Genomic DNA, 20,848 nt, shown 5'->3' on the forward strand with positions numbered 1-20,848 from the left:
CCACCATGACCCCCTCTTCGATCCGCAAGGTCTATCAAGGCCCCGCCGACCGCCGGCAGATGTTCCGCATGTTCGATCGGCACAAGGAGCGACCGAACCGCACGGACGACGACGCGACCGCGCTCTACGCGGGCGAGTGGTTCGAGATCGGCGCAGCCGAGCATGACTACATGTTCGAGATCCTGCCGCCATTGTGGATGCGCGGCGATATGTTCGCCATGCGCGAATTCCTCACCGGCAGCGTCACGAGCGTGTTCTTCGAGCTGAAGATCGACGGCCGCGTCCGCTATTTTCACGGCTATTGCGACCTCGGCGACCGGCAGTCGGCCGAGCGGATGCGCGCCGCGATCGTCGAGCGCGAGTCACGTCCGGTCCGCGCCATGACGCGGGAGGAGCGCATCGAGCACATCTGGTCGAGCACCCACGATCCCTATCGCGGCTATGCCGACTGGCGCTTTCCCGCCGCAGAGCGCGGCAAGCGCATCGTGATCGTCTACGGCCAGGATCGAAGCCATGATTTCAGGCTGCTCGACCGGCTGACCGACGCGGATATCGCGGTGAAGCTGCCGGTGCATCTGCGCTACATGCCCGACGCGATCGCGGCATAGGTGCCGCGATGTTCACCTTCTCCGTGACGGCGATCCATGCCGTGATCACGCGCGGGCGGATCGACGCCCGCATGAATGGCGGCTTCCGGAACCCGCACTACGGCCTGGCGCCCGGCAAGGACGAGAAGCCCGGCGTCTGGCTGGTGGGCGACGAAGGCGTCTACATCATGTCCAACGGCAAGCTCGCCGATGGGCAACGCTCCCTCGTCATCTATGCCGAGGAATGCGATCCGAAGGTCAATCCCGATTACTGGCACTACAAGCGCCAGTATTTCGGCGGCGATGACGGCATCGACTTCCTCGACGCCGAACTACTCGTGCGGTCGATCGAGGCACTTGCCTCGGCCACCCACCTCACGATCGCGATGACCGACGACAGCATATCGATCACGCCGATCCGCCGCTGACCGCTCGGGCCACGCGGCCCGTTCCCTCAACCTCTCGCGACCATCGCGCCAGCCGGAATCCCCGGCGGGATCGATGGCGCGCGCCTTCAACACAGGAGACATTAAGATGGCGCACGATGATCCCTTCACTCTCGACCTTTTCGGCAACACCGCTCTCTCGTCAGGCTTCGGCCTCGGCGTAACCGCCTTTGGCGGAACGTTCGCCAACGATGACGATGATGAGCCCGATCCCTCGACGCCGGCTCCGGCGCTTCCGATTGCGGTCAGCGCACGCGCCACCCCATTGGTTCGTCCCGCGCGCGGGTCCAACTTCCGTCTCGTCGGCGATCGCCTGCTTGCCAGGACATGGAAGGATCGCGGGCGCGACAACATCACCGCCATCCGGCTCGCGGCCGAGATCGAGGCCGATCAACGCCCGGCCACGGCGCAGGAGCAGGCGCAGCTGATCCGCTTCACCGGTTTTGGCGCGTCCGATCTCGCCAACGGCGTCTTTCGCCGGCCGGGCGAGCTCGATTTCCGCGACGGCTGGCAGGAGCTCGGCGCCTCGCTCGAAGATGCGGTCGGCGAACTGGACTACGCCTCGCTCTCCCGCTGCACGCAATATGCCCATTTCACGCCCGAGCTGATCGTGCGGGCGATCTGGACGGCATTGCAGCGTCTCGGCTGGCGTGGCGGCCGCGTGCTCGAGCCCGGCATCGGCACGGGCCTTTTCGCGGCGCTGATGCCGGAAGGACTGTGCGACATCGTGCATGTCACCGGCATCGAGCTCGATCCGGTCACGGCGCGGATCGCCCGGCTGCTCCAGCCGCGGGCGCGGATCCTCACCGGCGATTTCGCGCGCACCGAACTGCCGGCGGCTTTCGACCTGGCGATCGGCAACCCGCCCTTTTCCGACCGCACCGTCCGATCGGACCGCGCCTATCGCTCCAAGGGCTTTCGCCTGCACGACTACTTCATTGCGCGTGCGATCGATCTCCTCAAACCCGGCGCGCTCGCCGCATTCGTGACCTCTCACGGGACGATGGACAAGGCGGATGTCGCCGCGCGCGAGCACATCGCCGGATCGGCCGATCTCGTCGCGGCCATTCGCCTGCCCGAGGGCAGCTTCCGCGCGGCCGCCGGCACGGATGTCGTGGTCGACCTCCTCTTCTTCCGCAAGCGCAAGATCGGCGAAGCCGCAGGCGATTCATCCTGGCTCGACACCGAGGAGCTACGCCCGGCAGGCGAGGACGAGAGCGCGATCCGCGTGAACCGCTGGTTCGCGCAGCACCCCGCCTTCGTGCTCGGGACGCACGCCCTGACGTCCGGTCCCTTCGGCGAGACCTATACCTGCCTGCCGCGTGCCGGCGAGGCGCTCGAGTCTCTCCTTCCCGATGCGATCGCCCTTCTCCCCGAGGCGATCTACGACGGCGAGCCCGACGTCATCGATGCCGATCGCGACGAAGATGACGAGTCCGTTGATCTCGTTTCTCCGGCCGATCGCCATGTGCGCGAAGGCAGCTACGTCGCCGACAAGGCCAATGGGATCATGCAGGTCCTCGACGGCAGGCCGGTCGCGGTCAAGGTCCGCAAGGGCCGCAGCGCCGAGGGCGTGCCCGAAAAGCACATCCGGATCATCGGCAAGCTGATCCCGATCCGCGATGCGGTTCGCGAGGTCCTTAAATGCCAGGAAGCCGACCGGCCGTGGAAGGATGCGCAGGTTCGTCTGCGCATCGCCTGGTCGAACTTCGTGCGCGATTTCGGCCCGATCAATTTCACGACGGTCTCGATGACCGAGGACGACGAGACCGGCGAAGTGCGCGAGACACATCGCCGGCCGAACCTGCAGCCCTTCCTCGATGACCCCGATTGCTGGCTGGTCGCCTCGATCGAGGACTACGATCTCGACACGAACACCGCCAAACCCGGGCCGATCTTCACAGAGCGCGTGATTGCGCCGCCGGCGCCGCCGGTCATCACCAGCGCAGCTGATGCGCTCGCCGTGGTGTTGAACGAGCGTGGCCGGGTCGATCTCGACCACATCGCTGAACTGCTGCATCGCGAACACGAGGATGTCGTCGCCGAGCTCGGCAGCGCGATCTTCCGCAATCCGGCTGACGGTTCATGGCAGACAGCGGACGCCTATCTGTCAGGCCCTGTGCGCGACAAGCTCAAAACGGCAGAAGCGGCGGCCGCACTCGACGCAGAGTACGAGCGCAATGTCACTGCGCTGCAAGGCGTCCAGCCCGCCGATCTCAGCCCGTCCGACATCACGGCGCGGCTCGGCGCGCCATGGATCCCGGCCGCCGATATCGTCGCTTTCGTCAAGGAGACGATGAGCGCCGACATCAAGATCCACCACATGCCCGAGCTCGCCTCGTGGACGGTGGAGGCGCGCCAGCTCGGCTGGATGGCGGCCGGTACATCCGAATGGGGCACCGATCGGCGGCATGCCGGCGAACTTCTCGCCGACGCGCTGAACAGCCGCGTGCCGCAGATCTTCGACACTGTGAAGGATGGCGACAGCGAGCGCCGCGTCCTCAATGTCGTCGACACCGAGGCGGCGAAGACGAAGCTGCAGAAGATCAAGGACGAATTCCAGCGCTGGATCTGGTCCGATCCCGATCGCACCGATCTCCTGGCGCGCGTCTACAACGACCGCTTCAACAACATCGCGCCGCGTGCCTTCGACGGATCGCATCTGAAGCTACCCGGCGCCTCTGGCGCCTTTGTTCTTTATGGGCATCAGAAACGCGGCATCTGGCGCATCATCTCGGCGGGTTCGACCTATCTCGCGCACGCTGTCGGCGCCGGCAAGACCATGACGATGGCGGCCGCCGTCATGGAGCAGCGCCGGCTCGGCCTGATCGCCAAGGCGATGATCGTCGTTCCCGGCCACTGCCTGGCGCAGGCGGCGCGCGAATTTCTCGCGCTCTATCCGAACGCGCGGATCCTGGTCGCGGACGAGACCAATTTCAGCAAGGATAAGCGTCATCGCTTCCTGTCGCGCGCGGCGACCGCGACCTGGGACGCGATCATCATCACACACAGCGCGTTCCGCTTCATCTCGGTGCCCTCGGCGTTCGAGCAACAGATGATCCAGGACGAGCTTGAGCTCTACGAGACGCTGCTGACCAAGGTCGAAAGCGACGATCGCGTCTCGCGCAAGCGTCTCGAAAGGCTCAAGGAGGGCCTGAAGGAGCGGCTCGAGGCGCTGTCGACGCGCAAGGACGACCTGCTCACCATCTCCGAGATCGGCATCGACCAGATCATCGTCGACGAGGCGCAGGAGTTTCGCAAGCTCTCCTTTGCGACCAACATGTCGACGTTGAAGGGCGTCGATCCGAACGGCTCGCAGCGCGCGTGGGACCTGTTCGTCAAGTCGCGCTACGTCGACATGAAAAATCCGGGCCGTGCGCTCGTGCTCGCCTCCGGCACGCCGATCACCAACACGCTCGGCGAGATGTTCTCCGTGCAGCGCTATCTCGGATATGCGGCATTGCTCGAACGTGGCCTGCACGAATTCGACGCCTGGGCATCGACTTTCGGCGACGTCTCGACCGAGCTCGAGCTGCAGCCATCGGGTAAATACAAGCCCGTCACGCGCTTCGCGACCTTCGTCAACGTTCCCGAACTGATCGCGATGTTCCGCTCCATCGCGGACGTCGTGATGCCCGACGACCTGCGCCAATACGTCAAGGTGCCGGCGATCTCGACCGGCAGACGGCAGATCCTCACAGCAAAGCCGTCCCCTACGTTCAAGCGTTACCAGACGCTGCTTGGCGAGCGCATCAAGGCGATCGAGGAGCGCGACCGTGCGCCCGAGCCCGGCGACGACATCCTCTTGTCGGTCATCACCGATGGGCGGCACGCGGCGATCGACCTGCGCCTGGTCGATCCCGACAATGACAACGAGGCCGACAACAAGCTGAACCAGCTCGTCGGCAACGCCTTCCGCATCTGGAGCGACACCGCCGAGCGCACCTATGTTCGCGCCGACGGCAAGCCGTTCGAATTGCCTGGCGCGGCGCAGATGATCTTCTCGGACCTCGGCACCATCAGTGTCGAGAAGTCGCGCGGCTTCTCGGCCTATCGCTGGATTCGGGACGAGCTCGTCCGCATGGGCGTGCCGGCATCCGAAATCGCCTTCATGCAGGACTTCAAGAAGTCGGAGGCGAAGCAGCGCCTGTTCGGCGACGTGCGCGCCGGCAAGGTCCGCTTCCTGATCGGGAGCTCGGACACGATGGGGACCGGCGTCAACGCGCAGCTGCGCCTCAAGGCCTTGCATCACCTCGACGTGCCGTGGCTGCCGTCGCAGATCGAGCAGCGCGAGGGCCGCATCGTGCGCCAGGGCAACCAGCACGACGAGGTTGATATCTTCGCCTATGCGACCGAGGGCTCGCTCGACGCGCAGATGTGGCAGAACAACGAGCGTAAAGCGCGCTTCATCGCCGCGGCTCTTTCCGGCGACACCTCGATCCGCAGGCTCGAGGACATGGGCGAGAGCCAGGCCAACCAGTTCGCAATGGCCAAAGCGATCGCGTCGGGTGACCCGCGGCTGATGCAGAAGGCCGGGCTCGAGGCCGACATCGCGCGGCTCGAACGCCTGCGCGCCGCCCATATCGATGATCAGCACGCGGTGAGGCGCCAGATTCGCGACGCCGAACGCGACATTGAATATTCGACGCGTCGCATCGGCGAAATTGCACAGGACATCGCGCGCCGCCGTCCGACCGCCGGCGACGCCTTCACCATGACGGTGACGGGTGACACACACGGCGAGCGCAAGCTCGCAGGCCGCGCGCTCCTGAAGGAAATCCTGACGCTGGTCCAGCTCCAGCAAGAAGGCGAAAGCGCGATCGCATCGATCGGCGGCTTCGACGTCGAATATTGCGGCGAACGCTTCGGGCGCGACGGCTACCGCTACACCACGATGTTGCAGCGAACCGGCGCCGACTACGAGATCGAGCTTCCCGTGACGGTGACGCCGCTCGGCGCCATCGCTCGCCTCGAGCACGCGCTCGACGATTTCGAGGGCGAACGCGAACGCATGTCGCAGCGCCTTGCCGATGCCCGGCGGCGGTTGGCGTCCTATGCATCGCGCGACGGCGGTGAATTCGCCTTCGCGAGCGAGCTCGCCGACAAGCGCCGGCAGCTCGCGGAGGTCGAGAAGGCTCTGGCGGAGGACGGCGGACGCGGCGGCGAGATGGCGGCGGCCGCCTGAAATAAAAAATGGAGAGGAAAGAAGGGGAAAATCCCGCTCGCAGATCGGGCGGGCCGTCGACGCTGACGCTCAACCGACGGCCTGCGTCATCCCGGCCCGTCGTCCTGCGCAGGGCTTCGGCCCTGCTGGTCCTGCCGGGCAGGGATGCTCGGCCGCAGTTGCACCGGCCCGCCCGCTCCGCGGGCCGGGGGGTGTCTTCGGGAAGAAGACGAGAAAGGGCCGGCAGAGCCGGTCCGAAACCCCCAAAAGGAGCATTCCCATGCATCTCATCAAGGTCGATCCGCGTGCGCTGAAGGAAAACCCCGACCGCCTGCGCCAGACGAAATCGACGCCACAGGCCGACGCGCTGCTGCTCGCCACGATCAAGGCAGTCGGCATCGTCCAGCCGCCCGTCATCACGCCCGAAATCGGCGGCGGCAACGGCTACGTCATCAATGCCGGACATCGCCGCGTGAAGCAGGCGATTGCGGCGGGGCTCGAGGAAATCGACGTGCTTGTCGACGAGGCGGCGAACGACAACGGCGCGATGCGATCGATGGTCACCAACATCGCGTTCGAGCCGATGAACCCCGTCGACCAATGGCGGGCTATCGAGCGTCTGGTCGCGCTCGGCTGGACCGAGGAGGCGATCGGCGTGGCGCTTGCGCTTCCCGTGCGCCAGATCAAGAAGCTGCGTCTGCTCGCCAACGTCCTGCCGGCCATGCTCGACAACATGGCCAAGGGCGACATGCCGAACGAGCAGCAGCTGCGCACGATCGCGGCGGCCTCGCTCGACGAGCAGAAAGAGGTCTGGAAGAAGCATAAGCCGTCGAAGGGCGACCCGCAGGTCTCGTGGTGGAGCGTGGCGCAAGGGCTGCAGAAGACCCGCATGTTTGCGCGTCATGCGAGCTTCGGCGACGATCTCGCCCAGGCTTACGGCATCCAGTGGGTCGAGGACCTGTTCGCGCCGGCCGACGAGGACAGCCGCTACACCACGAATGTCGAGGGTTTCCTCGGCGCGCAGCAGGAATGGATGACGGCGAACCTGCCCAAGAAGGGCGTCATCGCCGAAACCACGAACTGGGGCGAGGTGAAGCTGCCGCCGAAGGCCGAGCGCGTCTACGGCAAGCCGACCAAGTCCGACTGCACCGCGATGTACCTCGACCGCGAGGGTCGCGTGCAGAGCGTGCATTACCGCATGCCCGAAGCCAAGAAGCCGAAAGGCGGCAAGGACGCGGGCGCCGATAACGCCCCGGAGGACGTCGGTGAAGTGTCGAGGCCGCGTCCCGACGTGACGCGCAAGGGCGTCGAGATGATCGGCGACTACCGAACCGACGCGCTGCGCGAAGCGCTCGGCCGCGCGCCCATCGAGGACGACGCGCTGATGGCGCTGCTGATCCTCGCCTTTGCCGGCCAGAACGTCTCGGTGACGACGGGGAGCGGCGGTGTCTATCACGGCCACAGCCGGCTGGCGAAGAACGCGGCGGTGCTGTTCGACGCCGACGGCAAGCTCGCCTTCGACATGGACACGCTGCGTGTTGCAGCCCGCACCATGCTGGTCGACGTTTTCTCGTGCCGAGAAAACGCCACCAACAGCGGAATCGTCGCGCGCATCGCAGGCGAGATGATCGGCGCCGACGCTTTCCTGCCGAACATGGGCACGGAGGATTTCCTCTCGTGCCTGTCGCGGCCGGCGCTCGAAGGCTCGTGCAAGGATACGCCGGTCCTGCCGCGCCAGCGCGTGAAGGACACACGCGCCGCACTCGTCGAGCACTACAAGGAGGCGCATTTCGTCCATCCCTCCGCACTTTTCGCCCCCGATCCGGCGAAGCTCTCCGACTGGCTGTCCTCGCGCGCGGCGACTGCAGACGAAGACGAGGCCGATGAGGATATCGCCGACATCGGCGAGGGCGGTTTCGACGAGGACGCCGAGGCCTTCCGCGAAGCGGCCGAATAGCGCCGCGCTCCCACCGTTTCGAGCGGTTCGCCGCCGCCGGTCTCCGGCGGCGGTGTCGTTTCCACACCCGCGCAATCCAAGGAGGACACCATGTCCGCGCACACAATCTTCGACAACGCACCGATCGGGTCCATCGTCGCCTGGTCCGACGGAACGCCGCAGCCGCCGGCGCGCTTCAACAAGAAGCTGGCCGCCTGGCAGACCAGCAACAGCCGCGGCCGGCTGATCCGCAAACAGGGAGCGCGCGGCGTCGGCAACCTATCGCTCTCGGCATGCTTCACCCTGCACGAGGCCGACCATGGCGCCGGCGGGGTCATTGCGATCCGCGTCCATCGCACCTTCTCGCTCGACTCGCGACTGGCGTTCACCATCGTCGAACGGCCGGCGATCGGATCGGTCCGCGTCTTCGATCGCGCTGGCGACGACGCCGAACTGGTCTATCTCGCAGCACACGAGACCGACGCCCGCGAATGGCTGACGCGCCACGGCTATCCGCGCGCCGTGCTCCAGGAGGTGACGGCCGACGAGGTCGGCGCCGATATCGTCGAGGGGAGGACCGCGGCATGAACGCTCCCTCCCCTGCCCGTCCTCAAACCGAGACCCCCGGATTTCCGGGGGTTTCTTTCGGCCGAAGCGCCGACGGCATGCCTGTCGCGCTCGTCGGCGACACGGCGTTCGCCATGGCGATGGCGCGCGACGATCGGCACTATCTCGTCACCGCGTGGCGGCTCTCGCGAGCGATGGGCGAGTGGACGCGCGCCGATTTCTACGGGCACTCCGGCGAGCTCGCCGACGAGGCGGCGTTTCGCGCGCGCGTGCTCGAAAACGCCGAACATCAGCGCGAGCGCAAGATGCTCGGCCGTGTCGAGGAATATTCGCGTGCCCATACGCCGTGGGGCACCTCGCAGGGTGCAACAATCTACGCCGAGGGTGTCACGTCGCATTCGACTGCCGGGCATGGCGGCTTCAAACTCTCGGCCGAGCGAAACCGCAAGGTCCATCGCATGCTGCGCTCGGCCGGCGGATGGTACGAAGAAGATGCCGAGTGGGCGATCGTCGCGATCACCTTTCCGCATCTCTTCACCGCCTTCGAGCGACGCTGTGCTGAGCGCACGATCAAGGACAGCTGGCCCGACGCCTGGGAGACGATCTTCGGCACGATCCTCATGCCGGGCGAATCGCACGAGAAGGATCGCCGGGCCTTCGAAGCGGCCCATGTCCACGACTGGATCGTGATTTCGGCGATCACGTCGAAGCACGTTGTGGGCTTCGTCGAGGTTGTCGCAACGCCGGGCGGCAAGCGCGGCTTTGGGACCGAGGAACGCCGCTTCCTCGTCCCCTCGGATGAATATCGCGTCGGCCGCTTCGGCTTCGTGATCGATCCCGCTCGCCACGACGTCTATGGTGGCGAGTCCGACTTCATCGGCTGGCAGCCAGGGAGGGCGGCATGACCCCTTCCGATCTTCTCCACCGCATGGAGGAGGCGCAGCGACAGACGCAGCGCCAGCTCGACATAATCGATCGGCAGATCACGCGGAGGATGACCGCGCTGATCCCGTCGCTAGGGCGCAAGCAGTCCGGTTATCGTCGCGGCAAGCCGCCGGATCCGGGTGCCTTTCTCGAGCGATATCGCACGACGCTGGCAGCGCTCACGGCGGAACGCCAACCGGAAATCGACGCCTTGGCCCGAAAGCTCGCGCGGCAGGTCCATGCGATCGAGGCGCTGCGTCAGCGCCTTGGTATCGAAGACGGGCGATCCTCTGCCCGCCACGAGCGCATCGACGCGACGATGCACCATCACAATGCCGGCCCGGCATCGGCGCTGTGGCCGGAAACGGGCTCGTCGATCTCACGATGATCAGCATCCGACGGCGTGCGGGTCGAGCAGAGAGCCCACGCCGCCGGCACGGCGCGCCGGCCATTGTCAGCGGCGCGTGAGGGAGCGCAGGCTGTCGCCCCTGACGCTACCCGGTTCGGCGCCTTCGCAACGTTGGAATCGCAGTGGCCTGCGACAGCGTCGGGTGCGCGGCTGAGAACGTCCATTGTCGGCGGCTCCGATAATGGCGGCGACCTTACCGATGATGGATGCATCCGCCTCATGGAAACCTCCGCTGGGGCTGTCGGCGAGACGATTGGCGCTGGTGCCGCGCCGGCAGGCGCAGCCGGGAGAGAGTGCCGGCTGTCTGCGATGAGGTGCCAGGACGTTGCGAAAGCCGCGGACGGTCCAGCGGGTGTCATGCGTCGCGGTCGGCCGCCTGCGTTGGGGTGCGGCGGGGCATGAGGCCCTTCCCTCTCGGTTTCGCTTGTTGATGGGCGTTCCGGCCCAGCGGGCCTCCCCTCGGGTTTTGTTGCGCTCTTAAACCGGCGGCCGGTCGCTTCAAGGCCGCGTGCCGCGCCGCGTTGCGGCCGGAGCTGCCGATCTCGGCACGGCGGGCCCGCGCGCCGCGCGAGGGCTGAAGGCCCTGCTTGCGCGCAAACCCGCTCTGCTCGATCCAGCCGCCCCGGACCCTGAAGCGCCCGTCATTCCGCCGGTTTCGGTCGATCGCACCCGAAGGGAGGACCGGCAGGAGCCGATCCGGGCCTTCAGGCGAACCGAAGGAAAGGAAGTTCTCATGACCAAGGCCGCTCGCACCCAACGTCAGCCCGCGAAGGTCGTCCAGCTCCGCAAGAGCACCACGCTCGAAATGGTCAGGCTTGCCTGCCCCGACGCCGCCCAGGCGACGCTCATCTCCGAGAGCTTCGGTCTCCCCGTTCTCGACAGCGACGGGATCCGCGAACTCCATCAGCGCATGATCGTCGAGACGGCCGACAGCCTCAGCGAAGGCCTCGGCGAGAGAGCGATGCAGATTCATCTGCAGCGGATCGTCGGCGCCTATGTCGGCTCCGCGCACGGCGCCGGTCAGTTCTACAGCCGCGCGGTGACCGAAGCCCGCGACGCGACGGCCAAGGCGTCCAACGAACTGCGCGACGAAGATCTCGACGGTCCCGTCGGCTTCGACAGCACGGCGCAGCGCAAGCGCGAATTCGCCGCGGACATGGCCTTGCAGTCGCACGCCCTGCGCATGGCGGCCGAGGGCGCCGTCGCTGCTTACGAGCACGTCGTCGGCGAGCGCTGGAAGCCGTTCGAGCGCCCGGTCGAAAATCCCGGCCACACGCTCGATCGCAAGGCCGCCGCGACGCAGTTGGCCGCCTTTGGCTGATCGCACCGGGCGAGGCTCCGGCCTCGCCCGTCCCGCGCTACTTCCCTACACGCATAAAGGCCGCTCTCCGAGAGCGGCCTTTATGTGTGATCCGTACGCTTACGGCGCATCAGGTGCGTTGCAGATCGGCGAAGCGCGTGAACTCGCCCTGGAACGACAGCATTACCGAGCCCGTCGCCCCGTGACGCTGCTTGCCGATGATAATTTCGGCTTTGCCACGCGCGGCCGCAAGATCAGCCTCCCACTTTGCGTGTTCTGTGGTGCCCGGCCTCGGTTCCCGGTTCTCCAAATAGTATTCCTCGCGGAACACGAACAGCACGACATCGGCATCTTGCTCGATTGATCCGGAGTCCCGCAGGTCCGAGAGTTTCGGCCGCTTTTCCTCGCGGTTCTCCACCAGCCTCGACAGCTGCGAGAGCGCGATGATGGGGACGTTGAGCTCCTTGGCCAGAGCCTTCAGACCTGTCGTGATCTCGGTCATCTCCTGGACGCGATTCTGGGCAGCGCGAATGGTCCGCGCCTGCATCAGTTGAAGATAGTCGATCACGATGAGGTCAAGCCCGCGCTGGCGCTTCAAACGCCTGGCACGCGCCGCCAGTTGCGCGACGGTCAAGCCGCCGGTCTGATCGACATAGAGCGGAATGCGGCGCATCGCATTCCGGCGGTCGACAAGCCGTTCGAAGTCGCGTTCATCGATCGTCCCGCGGCGAATGCTCGATGACGGCACTTCGGCCTGTTCGGCCATGACGCGTGTGGCCAACTGTTCGGACGACATTTCAAGCGAAAAGAAAGCAACGATTCCGCCCGCTGCTGCCTTCCGCGGGCCATCGACAGTCGACGCGGCCTGATATGCCCGCGCAACGTTGTAGGCGACGTTTGTCGCCAGCGACGTCTTTCCCATCCCCGGTCGGCCCGCGATGATGATGAGATCCGACGGCTGCAGTCCGCCCATCTTCGCGTCAAGGTCCCTCAAGCCGGTCGGCAGGCCGGAAAGCCTCCCATCGCTTTGATAGGCCTGGGCCGCGCGATCAATAGCAACGGAAAGGGCCGAATCGAACGTCTCGAATCCGCCGCCGAAGCGTCTTGTCTCGGCGACATCGTAAAGCCGCTGCTCTGCCCATTCGATCAATTGCGAGGGTTCGGCATCGATCGCTGCGTCGAAGGCGGCGCTGCGCATGTCGTCGGCGACATTGATGAGTTCGCGCCGCAACGCCAGATCATAAATCGTACGTCCGTAATCAGCCGCGTTGATGACTGTGGTCGCCTCGGCAGCGAGGCGCGCGAGATATTGCGAAGCCGATAGACCCGCGATGTCGAGATCGACGGGCAGGAAAGTCTTTAGCGTGATCGGTGTGACCGTCTTGTTCGCGCCGATCAACCCGCTGGCGATTTCGTAGAGCGCGCCATGAAGCGGCTCGTAGAAGTGATCGGGCTTGAGAAAATCGCACACGTTGAAAAATGCGGCATTGTTGATCAGCACCGCGCCGAGCAATGCCTGTTCAGCCTCGATATTGTGCGGCAACGTCTGAGGTTGCGCGATCTTCGCCAATTCCAGCCGTCGAGCCGCGTCTGCCATCGCTTTCTCGTGTCGGTGACTTGGCGGCGCAGCCGAATCGCCGTGCCGTTGCGCGAGGCTAGCTGTTCTCGCCCCGCTCCGCACGATGAACAGGAGAGCCGACTCCGCGCGCTTCTGAAAAGAATTGCTTGCACGATGCGTCGAATCGCAAACGCGCAGGCCACTCCGCCGAGGGAAAAGACGGGAAAGGGAAAAACCCTCGCGACCCGTCCGGCTTTTGGTCCTGCCAGGGCCGGGGCACGGCGCAGCGGCTTCGCCGCCCTCCACTTCGTTGCGGCCCAAGGGTGCGCCGCGTCCCTGAATTCCCTGGCGATGGACCGCCGTGACGGGGTCGCGATCGGCGCGACCTCCAAACGGAGGTTCAGGAAAATGACTGAGAAGAAAGAAGGCTCACGCGCCGACGTCTACGCGCGCATCACCGATCGCATCGTCGCGGATCTCGAAAAGGGTGTTCGGCCCTGGATCCAACCATGGAGCGCCGGCCACGCGGGACGGCGCATCACCCGGCCGCTGCGCCACAACGGCGAACCTTACAGCGGCATGAACGTGCTGCTGCTCTGGTCGGAAGCGCTCGCGCGGGGTTTCACATCGCCAACCTGGATGACGTTCAAGCAGGCGATCGAGCTCGATGCCCATGTCCGCAAGGGCGAGTCAGGTGCGACCGTCATCTATGCGAGCCGTTTCACCCGGACGGAGACCGACGGCAATGGCGGCGAGGTCGAACGCGACATCCCGTTTCTGAAGACCTATTCGGTCTTCAATGTCGAGCAGATCGCCGGATTGCCCGACCATTTCTATAGGCAGCCGGCGCCGACGATCGATCCGATCCAGCGGATCGATCACGCCGATCGCTTCTTCGCCAATACCGGCTCGGTGGTCCGGCACGGCGGCGCGCGAGCCTTCTACGCGCCGTCGAGCGATCATATCCAGATGCCGCCGTTTGAGACGTTTCGCGACGCCGCGTCTTACGTGGCGGTGCTGAGCCATGAGCATGTGCACTGGACGGCCGATCCGCGCCGTGTCGGGCGCGATCTCAGTCGCTATGCGAAGGATCGCACCGAACGCGCGCGCGAAGAGCTCGTCGCCGAGATCGGATCTGCGCTCATCTGCGCCGACCTCGAAATCGTCCCCGAGCTCGAACCGCGACCCGACCATGCAAGCTACGTTGAATCGTGGCTGCAGGTCCTGCAAGGGGATAAGCGTGCGGTCTTCCAGGCCGCCGCACACGCGCAGCGCGCCGCCGCCTTCCTGCACGGTCTCCAGCCGGCAGAAGCCGCAGCGCGGGAGGCAGCGTGATCCGTCACTCGCGTCGGTTGGGCTGCCCCAAACGGGGCGGCCCTTTTTTGTGTCGCAGTCTGGCCGATCAGCGCACCGCGTCGACAAAAACTGTCAGACAGCCGCTCCCCAGAAATGGAATGGGAAGAAGGAGCGCGCGCTGCTTTTCTCCCCCAAGACTGGGCACAACGACTTCGCTGCCCTTCGTAAAGCCCCAAGGCTGCCTTCCTGATTTCCGTTGCGATGGACCGCCGTGACAAGGCGAAAATCGGCGCGACGTCCCGAACGGACGTTCATAAAGGCGATTGAAAAAGAAACTCACGCCTAGATGCCTACGCCCGAATTACCGATCGCTTCTTAGTCTTGCTCATGCCGCGCGAATATAATATATGCATGACTCATACATTTATTTGACGGGAGGGCACGGTCTCCAATGGCACTCAAGGCAACAGATCGGATGGTGAACCTCTTGGGCGCATTAGCACTAGGCGTGTCCGACCGGATGCGTCGGGCTGTCTCTGAGGCCGTGCCGTTTGGGGGAGAAACGGCAGCGGCGGTGAACGTGATCGGCCACGCTCCAACTATGTCTATCGATCAACTTAGCCGCGTTCTTCGCCTGTCTCACGCCGGCACGGTTCGCCTCGTAGATCGTCTTGTCGAGAAGGGCTTCGTCGAGAAGCGACCGTCGGCCGTCGACCGCAGGATTATGTGCCTGGCGTTGACGACGGGCGGTATGCGCCAAAGACACAAGCTACTGGCTTTGCGAAGCGCTGCGTTGGCAACTCTGTTTGATCAAGTGACGCCAGAAGATCTAGCTGCATTCGAACGCGTTGCTGAAACGATTGCCGGCTCGCTGCCCGAGAACGCGCTCACTGCGCTGACGACATGCCGCTTCTGCGACGAGCGTCACTGCACCGATTGCCCAATGGAGGTCTTCGGTACGCTCGAACCTGCCGGTGGCCCGGTCACGAGCCTCCGAAGCTGATTTTTCAACAAGGTTGCACAATACAGACAGGAAGCTGCAAATGACCACTCAAGCAAACCGGTTCCGCCTGCAAATTGCCGAAAGAGGAGTGGGTTCGCTCTCCTTTCTGGCACTGCTCAGATGGGCTTTGGTCGTGATCTTTCTATGGTTCGGCGGAATGAAATTCACTGCCTATGAAGCACAAGGCATTGCACCGTTCATCGCGCACAGCCCCTTGATGAGTTGGCTGCACATTCTGTTTGGCATCCAGGGGGCGAGTTACATCATCGGCGTTCTTGAGCTATCGACCGCCGCCGCCCTCATCGCCGGTGCCATCAAGCCGGTCTTTTCTGCCTTGGGAGCAGCGATGTCTACGATAACCTATCTCATTACGATAACCTTCTTCATAAGCACGCCCGGCGTAGCAGAGCCGACGGCCGGGGGATTTCCAGCGATCTCAGCTGCGCCCGGCCAGTTTCTACTGAAGGATCTCGTCCTGCTTGCTGCATCGTTGTGCCTCCTCTGCGCATCGGTGCAAGGTCCTTGGCTCAAAGCCGAAAACTCTCAAAACGGAAACTTGTGACGACTGACCGGTTGTTGCGGCGTTTGTCGCTGCAACAGCCGGTGTAGCCGGCTACGAGGTGTACCCGCAGGTTTTCGTGCCAGTTGGGGGGCTTCCTATCCGTCATGATGCTCGACCTGATAGGTTCTCTAGTCTCCGTTAATTCAACCCCGTAACGCCCTGATCGTCGACTCTATTAGGCTCGAAATCGATTATGCCGCTACCAGTGCCACACACCCGCAGTGAATTCCGCTTACTCCCCACTTTGCCGGTCGAAAATTCCGTCGAGACGTTCCCGTCGCAGGGCGGCCGGGACGCGAAAGTGGCCCTGGACTGACCGAACCCAGAGGGGCTTCGAACTCGCTCTCTGAAATCAGTGAGGATAGGTCATTCCGAAACGGCGCTTGCCTCTTTCTCAGGTTGCCGTTGGTCGCCGTCCAGCTCGTGGGCTCAACGGGAACATCTTCACGTCGTCGTTCCACGGATCGTAGACGGTCGCCCCCGTCGGCTTCGTATCCTTCACATTCCGCGTGACGAGATAAAGATCGTGTTCAATGGCGCTCGCGGCGAGCAGGGCGTCGATCACCGGCGGCGGATGTCCGCTCGTTCGCTTCACTTCGCCGGATATACGTCCCCAGCGCCTGACGCTGTCATCGTCCAGGGAAAGCACTCTTGGTCCGAACCGTTCCGCAAGCGCATCTCTGGATGCGATATGACGCGGGCGATCTTCATGATCCGCCGGAAGATTATGAATGCCCTTGTCGTACTCGGCGAGCGTCAGGACGCTGATATAGAATGTTTCCTCGTCCTGCGCCGATGCCCAGGTCTTCACCGAAGGGGCACCACGGGGGTTGATCAGGGCAGAGACGACGTTGGTGTCGAGCAGCCAGCCTTTCAAAGCTCGACGTCCCGGCCCCGATCGGCCTCACGGTCGAGATCGAGCCCGCCAAGATGCAGGCTCTCCATGAACTCGACGAACGGTGCGCGCGGTTTGCCGGGCGTCAGGCGCTCAAATTCTTCCACGCTCATCACGACAACCGCGTCATGCCCACGCACGCTCACGCGTTGCGGCCCCTCCTCGCGAGCGTGCCGCACCACCTCGCTGAAGCGGGCCTTGGCATCCTCCAGCTTCCATCGTCCTGCAAGCCTTCGCCTTACAGGTCGTTTTGTTTTCGTCACTTCTGCGCGTTTGGCCATTGGCTTTTACCTAGTCAGCTAGTCAGATATGTAGCATGGGCCACACACGATTTCCAGACCGGGCCGTCGGGCAAAACGCCAGATGGAAAGTTGGCTGAAGCGAGAAAAAGCCGGAAAATCCACCCCGCGGCGGGGCGGAGGCCAGCCCCGGCGCACCCTCCGCCAACGGCTACCAGCGAACCAGCCTCGCCAGTATCAGCCTGCCAATAACCGTCACGATCGCGCAACCGACAGAATACCAAACTGCGATATAAAGGACGTCATCCGAGGGACAGGCAAAGACGAAAATAAAAGCGCCCCACCCGGCCGATCCAAGTGCCGCTGCCAACGATGTCCCGAACCGATCCGTGGGCGCGCCGCGTTGAATGAGAACACCCAACGCGACAACCAACGGCACGGAGAGGGTCACCATCTTCCAGGTGCATTGAAGGCCCATCTGCCAGTCGAGTCGCCTCACAAGCTCAGAAAAACCGCCTTCCAGGGCATCTATCAACCATCCGGAGGCGAAGATTAGCGCGACCGCGATCGCAAGCCATCGAAGGCCGGCTTTCGGTGATTTCGTGGGGTCAGACGAGAACAATGCAACGGCTGCGCCTGAAATCGCGATTGCCCCCATGCTCGCCAACTTCCACCAAAAGGATGGCATATGCATCGCGTGCGAGAGATCCGGGCGCATGAAGCCAGCCCCGGCAAAGGCCGCGAACTCCAGGATTGCCACGACGCCCAGGATGACGGCATCGCGCCTGAAACTTCGGGGACGCACCGGCTTCAAATCTTCCGACAGCGTCTTGACAAGAGCTTCTGTTCGCATCGCCCAACTTTCCGGCCCTGACATCACTGCGCCACAGGCCGCGTTCCGGAAATTGGCGGCGCCTCAGGTTCGATGTCCGTTTCATCGGTAAACGGACCGCCTGCAACACAAGAATCACCGCCTCATCAGCCAACCCAAGGGCTACATATAGCCCCGGTCGGATATCCGGCCGCCCTGACGCCCTTGGGCATGGGAGCGTAACGGCTACAATAACGAGTTCGTTGCCGAACGCCGCTTTGTTACAGAGTTATGATGCGAAAGTTAGTTCGGCAGCGCGGCCGAGAGTCTGCTGGGCCACAACGCTCTCTGCCAAAATGCAACTTCTCACCAGGCGCAGCTTCCGCCGCTCGTCTCTCGCTGTCCCTGCCGCCGCCTCACAGCTCAATGACCAGCGGTCGACGATCGCCGGCCGGACGCTCCGCCGGAAAAGCGCAACATAAGAGAGCTTCCTGATCCCGTGTCTCATAGCCCGGGCGGTTCTCGTAGGTCACCTCACCTTGGCTGACCATTGCCCTGCATGTGCCGCAAGATCCGGACCGACAACTGAAATCGGGCGTCAAACCGGCGCGCTCTGCGAGCTCCAACAACGTGCCCGATTCCGGCTCCCAAACTGCTTCTGTCCCGCTTTTGGAGAATACCACGCTCACCGGTTTCGTCGAAGCGCTCGGAAGCGGCGGAAGCGCTTCCGTACCATGTCGACGGAACGCGGCCGGTCCAAAGGCCTCAGCGAACAATTGATCGTCCGACACGCCGAATGCACGCAGCCCGTCATACATGTCCTGCATAAAGCCTGGCGGTCCACACAGGTAAAAGTCACAATTCAACGACGGCAACGCGTCTTTTATCACCTCCGCCGTCAGTCGTCCTCCCAACTCATAGTCTCGAGCCGCCATGGCGCCTTGGGTGTTGGAAAGAAGCCGAACAACGCGCAGCCAGTCAGTCGAGTTCGTCGCGATCGCGTGAAGCTCGCGATCGAAAGGCTGCTCGCTTACCGAACGAGACGAATAAAAAAGCCACGTCTGTTTCGCAGATCTCGTCCTCTGTCGCTCAAACAGGCGATGGCGCAGCATGGCGATCATCGGCGTAATTCCGATACCGGCCGCCACCAACACCGATGGTCTCTTTCCCGCCGGACGCAGACCAAAACTACCTTCCGGGGCGCGTGCCTCGATAATCGTGCCGACGTCACAACGGTCATGCAGGAAAGACGAGATCGCACCCTCGCGCTTCACGCTGATCCGATAACAGCCATCAGACGGCGCAGCCGAAATGGTATAGTTGCGAATGGCGGGGGCATCCTGGTCGCCGATGTGTACCCTAATCGGCAAATACTGACCTGCCTTGTGACGAAGCAGAACCTCGCCATCGGCAGGCTCCAGGAAAAACGAGCTAACGGTCGTGCTTTCCCGAACCCGACGAGCAACGCGGAACCGCCTCCAGGAGGAAGCTTCCTTCGATGCTGCCTGCTGGTCTCGCACCTCATCCCAACTGCCCGTCATCAAGCTATTGGGAGATTCACCGCCCTCTACCTTCGTCCACCGCAACGCCAGCGCGCCGGCGCGATAGATGACGCGCTCGGGATACACGCGCCACAACCGTTCGGCCCCCTGGAACAGCGCGATCTCAGGGGAGTCCAGCAACACTTCCGCTTTTCCGGTGATCTGCAGGAGTGATCCCGATTCGAAGTCGGGGAAACACAAGCCGGCGCGACCACTCACCAGGATATTGCCAAGCGTGTTGAAGTACAGATTCCCGGCGAAGTCGGGGATCGTGAGCGAGCCGTCTTTGTTGACGCGCACAAAGCCCGGTTTGCCGCCCCGGTGAGAGACATCAACGTGCCGGGAGCCATCGCGATCGACATAGGAGGCGACAAAGAATGTATCGGCGGCGGCGATCATCGCACGGTGAACGTCGCTGAGCTCGGCTGACTCCTGGCGCGAAGGACGGCTCGCAGGCGCAGGTTCGAACGAATAATTGCGCAGCTGGATATACTGCGGACAGTTTCCGTAGCTTTCTCGCACACCGACGCTAAAGCCATTTGCACCGCGATCGCGTACGACGCCGTTCAGCCTGTTGCGCCGGCGTGTACCCAGCTGAATACCCAACAGACCGACGGAACATCCATCGGAAAGTCCCGCTTCGGCGGGATCCGAAACGTCTACCGCCGCGGCGATCTCAAGGGTCTTGTAGTCGGCCACGGACAAGAAGCCCGCCGGGCCTTCCCTCATCGTCGACCAGACATCACCGTTTTCATCGACGGCTCCGATGATAATCGACGGCAGCAGCGGAAAAAAAAGTCGATGCTGATCGATCAGATGGTCGCGAATAACCTGGGCGCCCTGACGTTCCATGGCGCGTCGAACGCCGACCGTCTCCTGAAGCGCCATCTCGCCCGCATGCCAAATAGAGGGCGTGTCGACCGGCCGGCTCTTCTCAGCCGGTGCGGCTTGAGGCCGGTCGACCACGTCAGCCATTGGCCGCACTCGCTCTAAGGCCAACCGGCGTTTCCGCAAACGGAAGGAAGCCGGGGAGCGCCTCAACTCGGGCCAGCCATGACTGGATATTCGAGTAATCCGACAGATCCACATTCCCCTCGGGGGCATGCGATGTGTAGCTGTACAGCGCGATGTCCGCGATCGTCGGTCCTTTCGCGGCGATCCAATCCCGCCCAGCTAACGCCTGCTCGACAAGCCGCAGCACCTTGTGCGCTTTGGCGATCGTGTCCTCCGGGTCGAACGATGCCTTGAACACGGTGATCAAACGCGCCGCACAAGGCCCGTTCGCAATCTCGTTGGCCGCAACAGAAAGCCATTTCTGAACGGCCGCGGCTTCCACAGCGCTCTCCGGCAACCAGTCCTTCCTGTCGAACTTCTTGGCGAGATACACCAGGATTGCGTTGGAATCCGCAATGACAGCATCGCCATCGACAAGCACGGGCACCTGTCCGAATGGATTCATGTGCAGAAACTCGGCCGTGCGCAGGGCTCCGCCACCAAGCTCGATCTGCTCGACGTCGGCGCCAAGGATCGAAAGGAACAAGCGGGCGCGATGCGAATGACCGGATAACGACAGGTAGTAAAGCTTCACGTCAACCTCCTGAGAAAACCGC

General features: G+C 63.7%; 17 protein-coding genes. 11 read left to right on the plus strand and 6 right to left on the minus strand.

From position 1 onward, the window contains the following. The first annotated feature begins 5 nt into the window (after positions 1-5). The 8 genes from G8O24_RS27335 (at position 6) to G8O24_RS27370 (ending at position 11,354) form a co-directional block, all read left to right on the plus strand. On the plus strand, positions 6-608 hold the full coding sequence (locus tag G8O24_RS27335) for a DUF1419 domain-containing protein (protein WP_188104763.1): 603 nt from the start codon (positions 6-8) through the stop codon (positions 606-608). Between the two features lie 8 nt (positions 609-616). Continuing rightward, entirely contained in the window at positions 617-1,015 is a 399-nt protein-coding gene (locus G8O24_RS27340; RefSeq protein WP_188104765.1) for a DUF3085 domain-containing protein, read from the plus strand. A 106-nt stretch (positions 1,016-1,121) separates the two neighbouring features. Next, positions 1,122-6,218 carry a helicase-like domain-containing protein gene (locus tag G8O24_RS27345; protein WP_188104767.1) on the plus strand — a complete coding sequence of 1,699 codons (5,097 nt, stop codon included), beginning with the start codon at positions 1,122-1,124 and terminating at the stop codon, positions 6,216-6,218. A gap of 259 nt (positions 6,219-6,477) precedes the next feature. Continuing rightward, on the plus strand, positions 6,478-8,154 hold the full coding sequence (locus G8O24_RS27350; RefSeq protein ID WP_188104770.1) for a ParB N-terminal domain-containing protein: 1,677 nt from the start codon (positions 6,478-6,480) through the stop codon (positions 8,152-8,154). Positions 8,155-8,244: 90 nt separating this feature from the next. Then, complete coding sequence (locus G8O24_RS27355) at positions 8,245-8,721, plus strand: UCP036055 family protein (RefSeq protein ID WP_188104772.1); 477 nt, start codon at positions 8,245-8,247, stop codon at positions 8,719-8,721. Further along, the gene (locus tag G8O24_RS27360; protein WP_188104773.1) at positions 8,718-9,605 is read left to right on the plus strand and encodes a DUF7007 domain-containing protein; all 888 of its coding nucleotides are present in this window, start codon (positions 8,718-8,720) and stop codon (positions 9,603-9,605) included. The genes G8O24_RS27355 and G8O24_RS27360 overlap by 4 nt, the downstream gene beginning before the upstream one ends. Then, positions 9,602-10,012 (plus strand): hypothetical protein, encoded by a 411-nt coding sequence (locus tag G8O24_RS27365; RefSeq protein ID WP_244646008.1) that lies wholly within the window; start codon positions 9,602-9,604, stop codon positions 10,010-10,012. The genes G8O24_RS27360 and G8O24_RS27365 overlap by 4 nt, the downstream gene beginning before the upstream one ends. 754 nt (positions 10,013-10,766) lie before the next feature. Then, positions 10,767-11,354, plus strand: coding sequence for a hypothetical protein (locus G8O24_RS27370; RefSeq protein ID WP_188104775.1), 588 nt, complete (start codon positions 10,767-10,769; stop codon positions 11,352-11,354). A gap of 109 nt (positions 11,355-11,463) precedes the next feature. On the opposite strand, the gene G8O24_RS27375 is transcribed toward G8O24_RS27370, so the two are convergent. Beyond that, on the minus strand, positions 11,464-12,930 hold the full coding sequence (locus tag G8O24_RS27375) for a replicative DNA helicase (RefSeq protein WP_188104801.1): 1,467 nt from the start codon (positions 12,928-12,930) through the stop codon (positions 11,464-11,466). Between the two features lie 369 nt (positions 12,931-13,299). Between G8O24_RS27375 and G8O24_RS27380 the strand changes: the two genes are divergently transcribed. The 3 genes from G8O24_RS27380 to G8O24_RS27390 all read left to right on the plus strand — a co-directional run bounded on the left by G8O24_RS27380 (position 13,300) and on the right by G8O24_RS27390 (position 15,752). Next, on the plus strand, positions 13,300-14,226 hold the full coding sequence (locus tag G8O24_RS27380; RefSeq protein ID WP_188104777.1) for an ArdC family protein: 927 nt from the start codon (positions 13,300-13,302) through the stop codon (positions 14,224-14,226). Positions 14,227-14,638: 412 nt separating this feature from the next. Continuing rightward, the gene (locus G8O24_RS27385) at positions 14,639-15,190 is read left to right on the plus strand and encodes a MarR family winged helix-turn-helix transcriptional regulator (RefSeq protein ID WP_202988777.1); all 552 of its coding nucleotides are present in this window, start codon (positions 14,639-14,641) and stop codon (positions 15,188-15,190) included. A gap of 40 nt (positions 15,191-15,230) precedes the next feature. After that, entirely contained in the window at positions 15,231-15,752 is a 522-nt protein-coding gene (locus G8O24_RS27390; RefSeq protein WP_188104779.1) for a YkgB family protein, read from the plus strand. 394 nt (positions 15,753-16,146) lie between these two features. On the opposite strand, the gene G8O24_RS27395 is transcribed toward G8O24_RS27390, so the two are convergent. The 5 genes from G8O24_RS27395 to G8O24_RS27415 form a co-directional block, all read right to left on the minus strand. Beyond that, positions 16,147-16,629 (minus strand): type II toxin-antitoxin system VapC family toxin, encoded by a 483-nt coding sequence (locus G8O24_RS27395; RefSeq protein ID WP_188104781.1) that lies wholly within the window; start codon positions 16,627-16,629, stop codon positions 16,147-16,149. Continuing rightward, on the minus strand, positions 16,626-16,928 hold the full coding sequence (locus G8O24_RS27400; RefSeq protein WP_061979637.1) for a type II toxin-antitoxin system Phd/YefM family antitoxin: 303 nt from the start codon (positions 16,926-16,928) through the stop codon (positions 16,626-16,628). Before G8O24_RS27400 ends, G8O24_RS27395 begins: the two co-directional genes overlap by 4 nt. Before the next feature lie 169 nt (positions 16,929-17,097). Then, on the minus strand, positions 17,098-17,739 hold the full coding sequence (locus G8O24_RS27405) for an NrsF family protein (protein WP_061979636.1): 642 nt from the start codon (positions 17,737-17,739) through the stop codon (positions 17,098-17,100). A 374-nt stretch (positions 17,740-18,113) separates the two neighbouring features. Next, positions 18,114-20,213, minus strand: coding sequence for a 2Fe-2S iron-sulfur cluster-binding protein (locus tag G8O24_RS27410; protein ID WP_188104783.1), 2,100 nt, complete (start codon positions 20,211-20,213; stop codon positions 18,114-18,116). Further along, positions 20,206-20,826 (minus strand): glutathione S-transferase family protein, encoded by a 621-nt coding sequence (locus G8O24_RS27415; RefSeq protein WP_188104785.1) that lies wholly within the window; start codon positions 20,824-20,826, stop codon positions 20,206-20,208. The genes G8O24_RS27410 and G8O24_RS27415 overlap by 8 nt, the downstream gene beginning before the upstream one ends. Positions 20,827-20,848: the final 22 nt, after the last annotated feature.

This window comes from Bradyrhizobium campsiandrae (assembly GCF_014529705.1).
Taxonomy (GTDB): Bacteria; Pseudomonadota; Alphaproteobacteria; order Rhizobiales; family Xanthobacteraceae; genus Bradyrhizobium; species Bradyrhizobium campsiandrae.

Coding starts and splice junctions, on each gene's coding strand:
- G8O24_RS27335 (WP_188104763.1), top strand. CDS start 6: ATGACCCCCTCTTCGATCCGCAAGGTCTATCAAGGCCCCGCCGACCGC.
- G8O24_RS27340 (WP_188104765.1), top strand. CDS start 617: ATGTTCACCTTCTCCGTGACGGCGATCCATGCCGTGATCACGCGCGGG.
- G8O24_RS27345 (WP_188104767.1), top strand. CDS start 1,122: ATGGCGCACGATGATCCCTTCACTCTCGACCTTTTCGGCAACACCGCT.
- G8O24_RS27350 (WP_188104770.1), top strand. CDS start 6,478: ATGCATCTCATCAAGGTCGATCCGCGTGCGCTGAAGGAAAACCCCGAC.
- G8O24_RS27355 (WP_188104772.1), top strand. CDS start 8,245: ATGTCCGCGCACACAATCTTCGACAACGCACCGATCGGGTCCATCGTC.
- G8O24_RS27360 (WP_188104773.1), top strand. CDS start 8,718: ATGAACGCTCCCTCCCCTGCCCGTCCTCAAACCGAGACCCCCGGATTT.
- G8O24_RS27365 (WP_244646008.1), top strand. CDS start 9,602: ATGACCCCTTCCGATCTTCTCCACCGCATGGAGGAGGCGCAGCGACAG.
- G8O24_RS27370 (WP_188104775.1), top strand. CDS start 10,767: ATGACCAAGGCCGCTCGCACCCAACGTCAGCCCGCGAAGGTCGTCCAG.
- G8O24_RS27375 (WP_188104801.1), bottom strand. CDS start 12,930: ATGGCAGACGCGGCTCGACGGCTGGAATTGGCGAAGATCGCGCAACCT.
- G8O24_RS27380 (WP_188104777.1), top strand. CDS start 13,300: ATGACTGAGAAGAAAGAAGGCTCACGCGCCGACGTCTACGCGCGCATC.
- G8O24_RS27385 (WP_202988777.1), top strand. CDS start 14,639: ATGGCACTCAAGGCAACAGATCGGATGGTGAACCTCTTGGGCGCATTA.
- G8O24_RS27390 (WP_188104779.1), top strand. CDS start 15,231: ATGACCACTCAAGCAAACCGGTTCCGCCTGCAAATTGCCGAAAGAGGA.
- G8O24_RS27400 (WP_061979637.1), bottom strand. CDS start 16,928: ATGGCCAAACGCGCAGAAGTGACGAAAACAAAACGACCTGTAAGGCGA.
- G8O24_RS27405 (WP_061979636.1), bottom strand. CDS start 17,739: ATGCGAACAGAAGCTCTTGTCAAGACGCTGTCGGAAGATTTGAAGCCG.
- G8O24_RS27410 (WP_188104783.1), bottom strand. CDS start 20,213: ATGGCTGACGTGGTCGACCGGCCTCAAGCCGCACCGGCTGAGAAGAGC.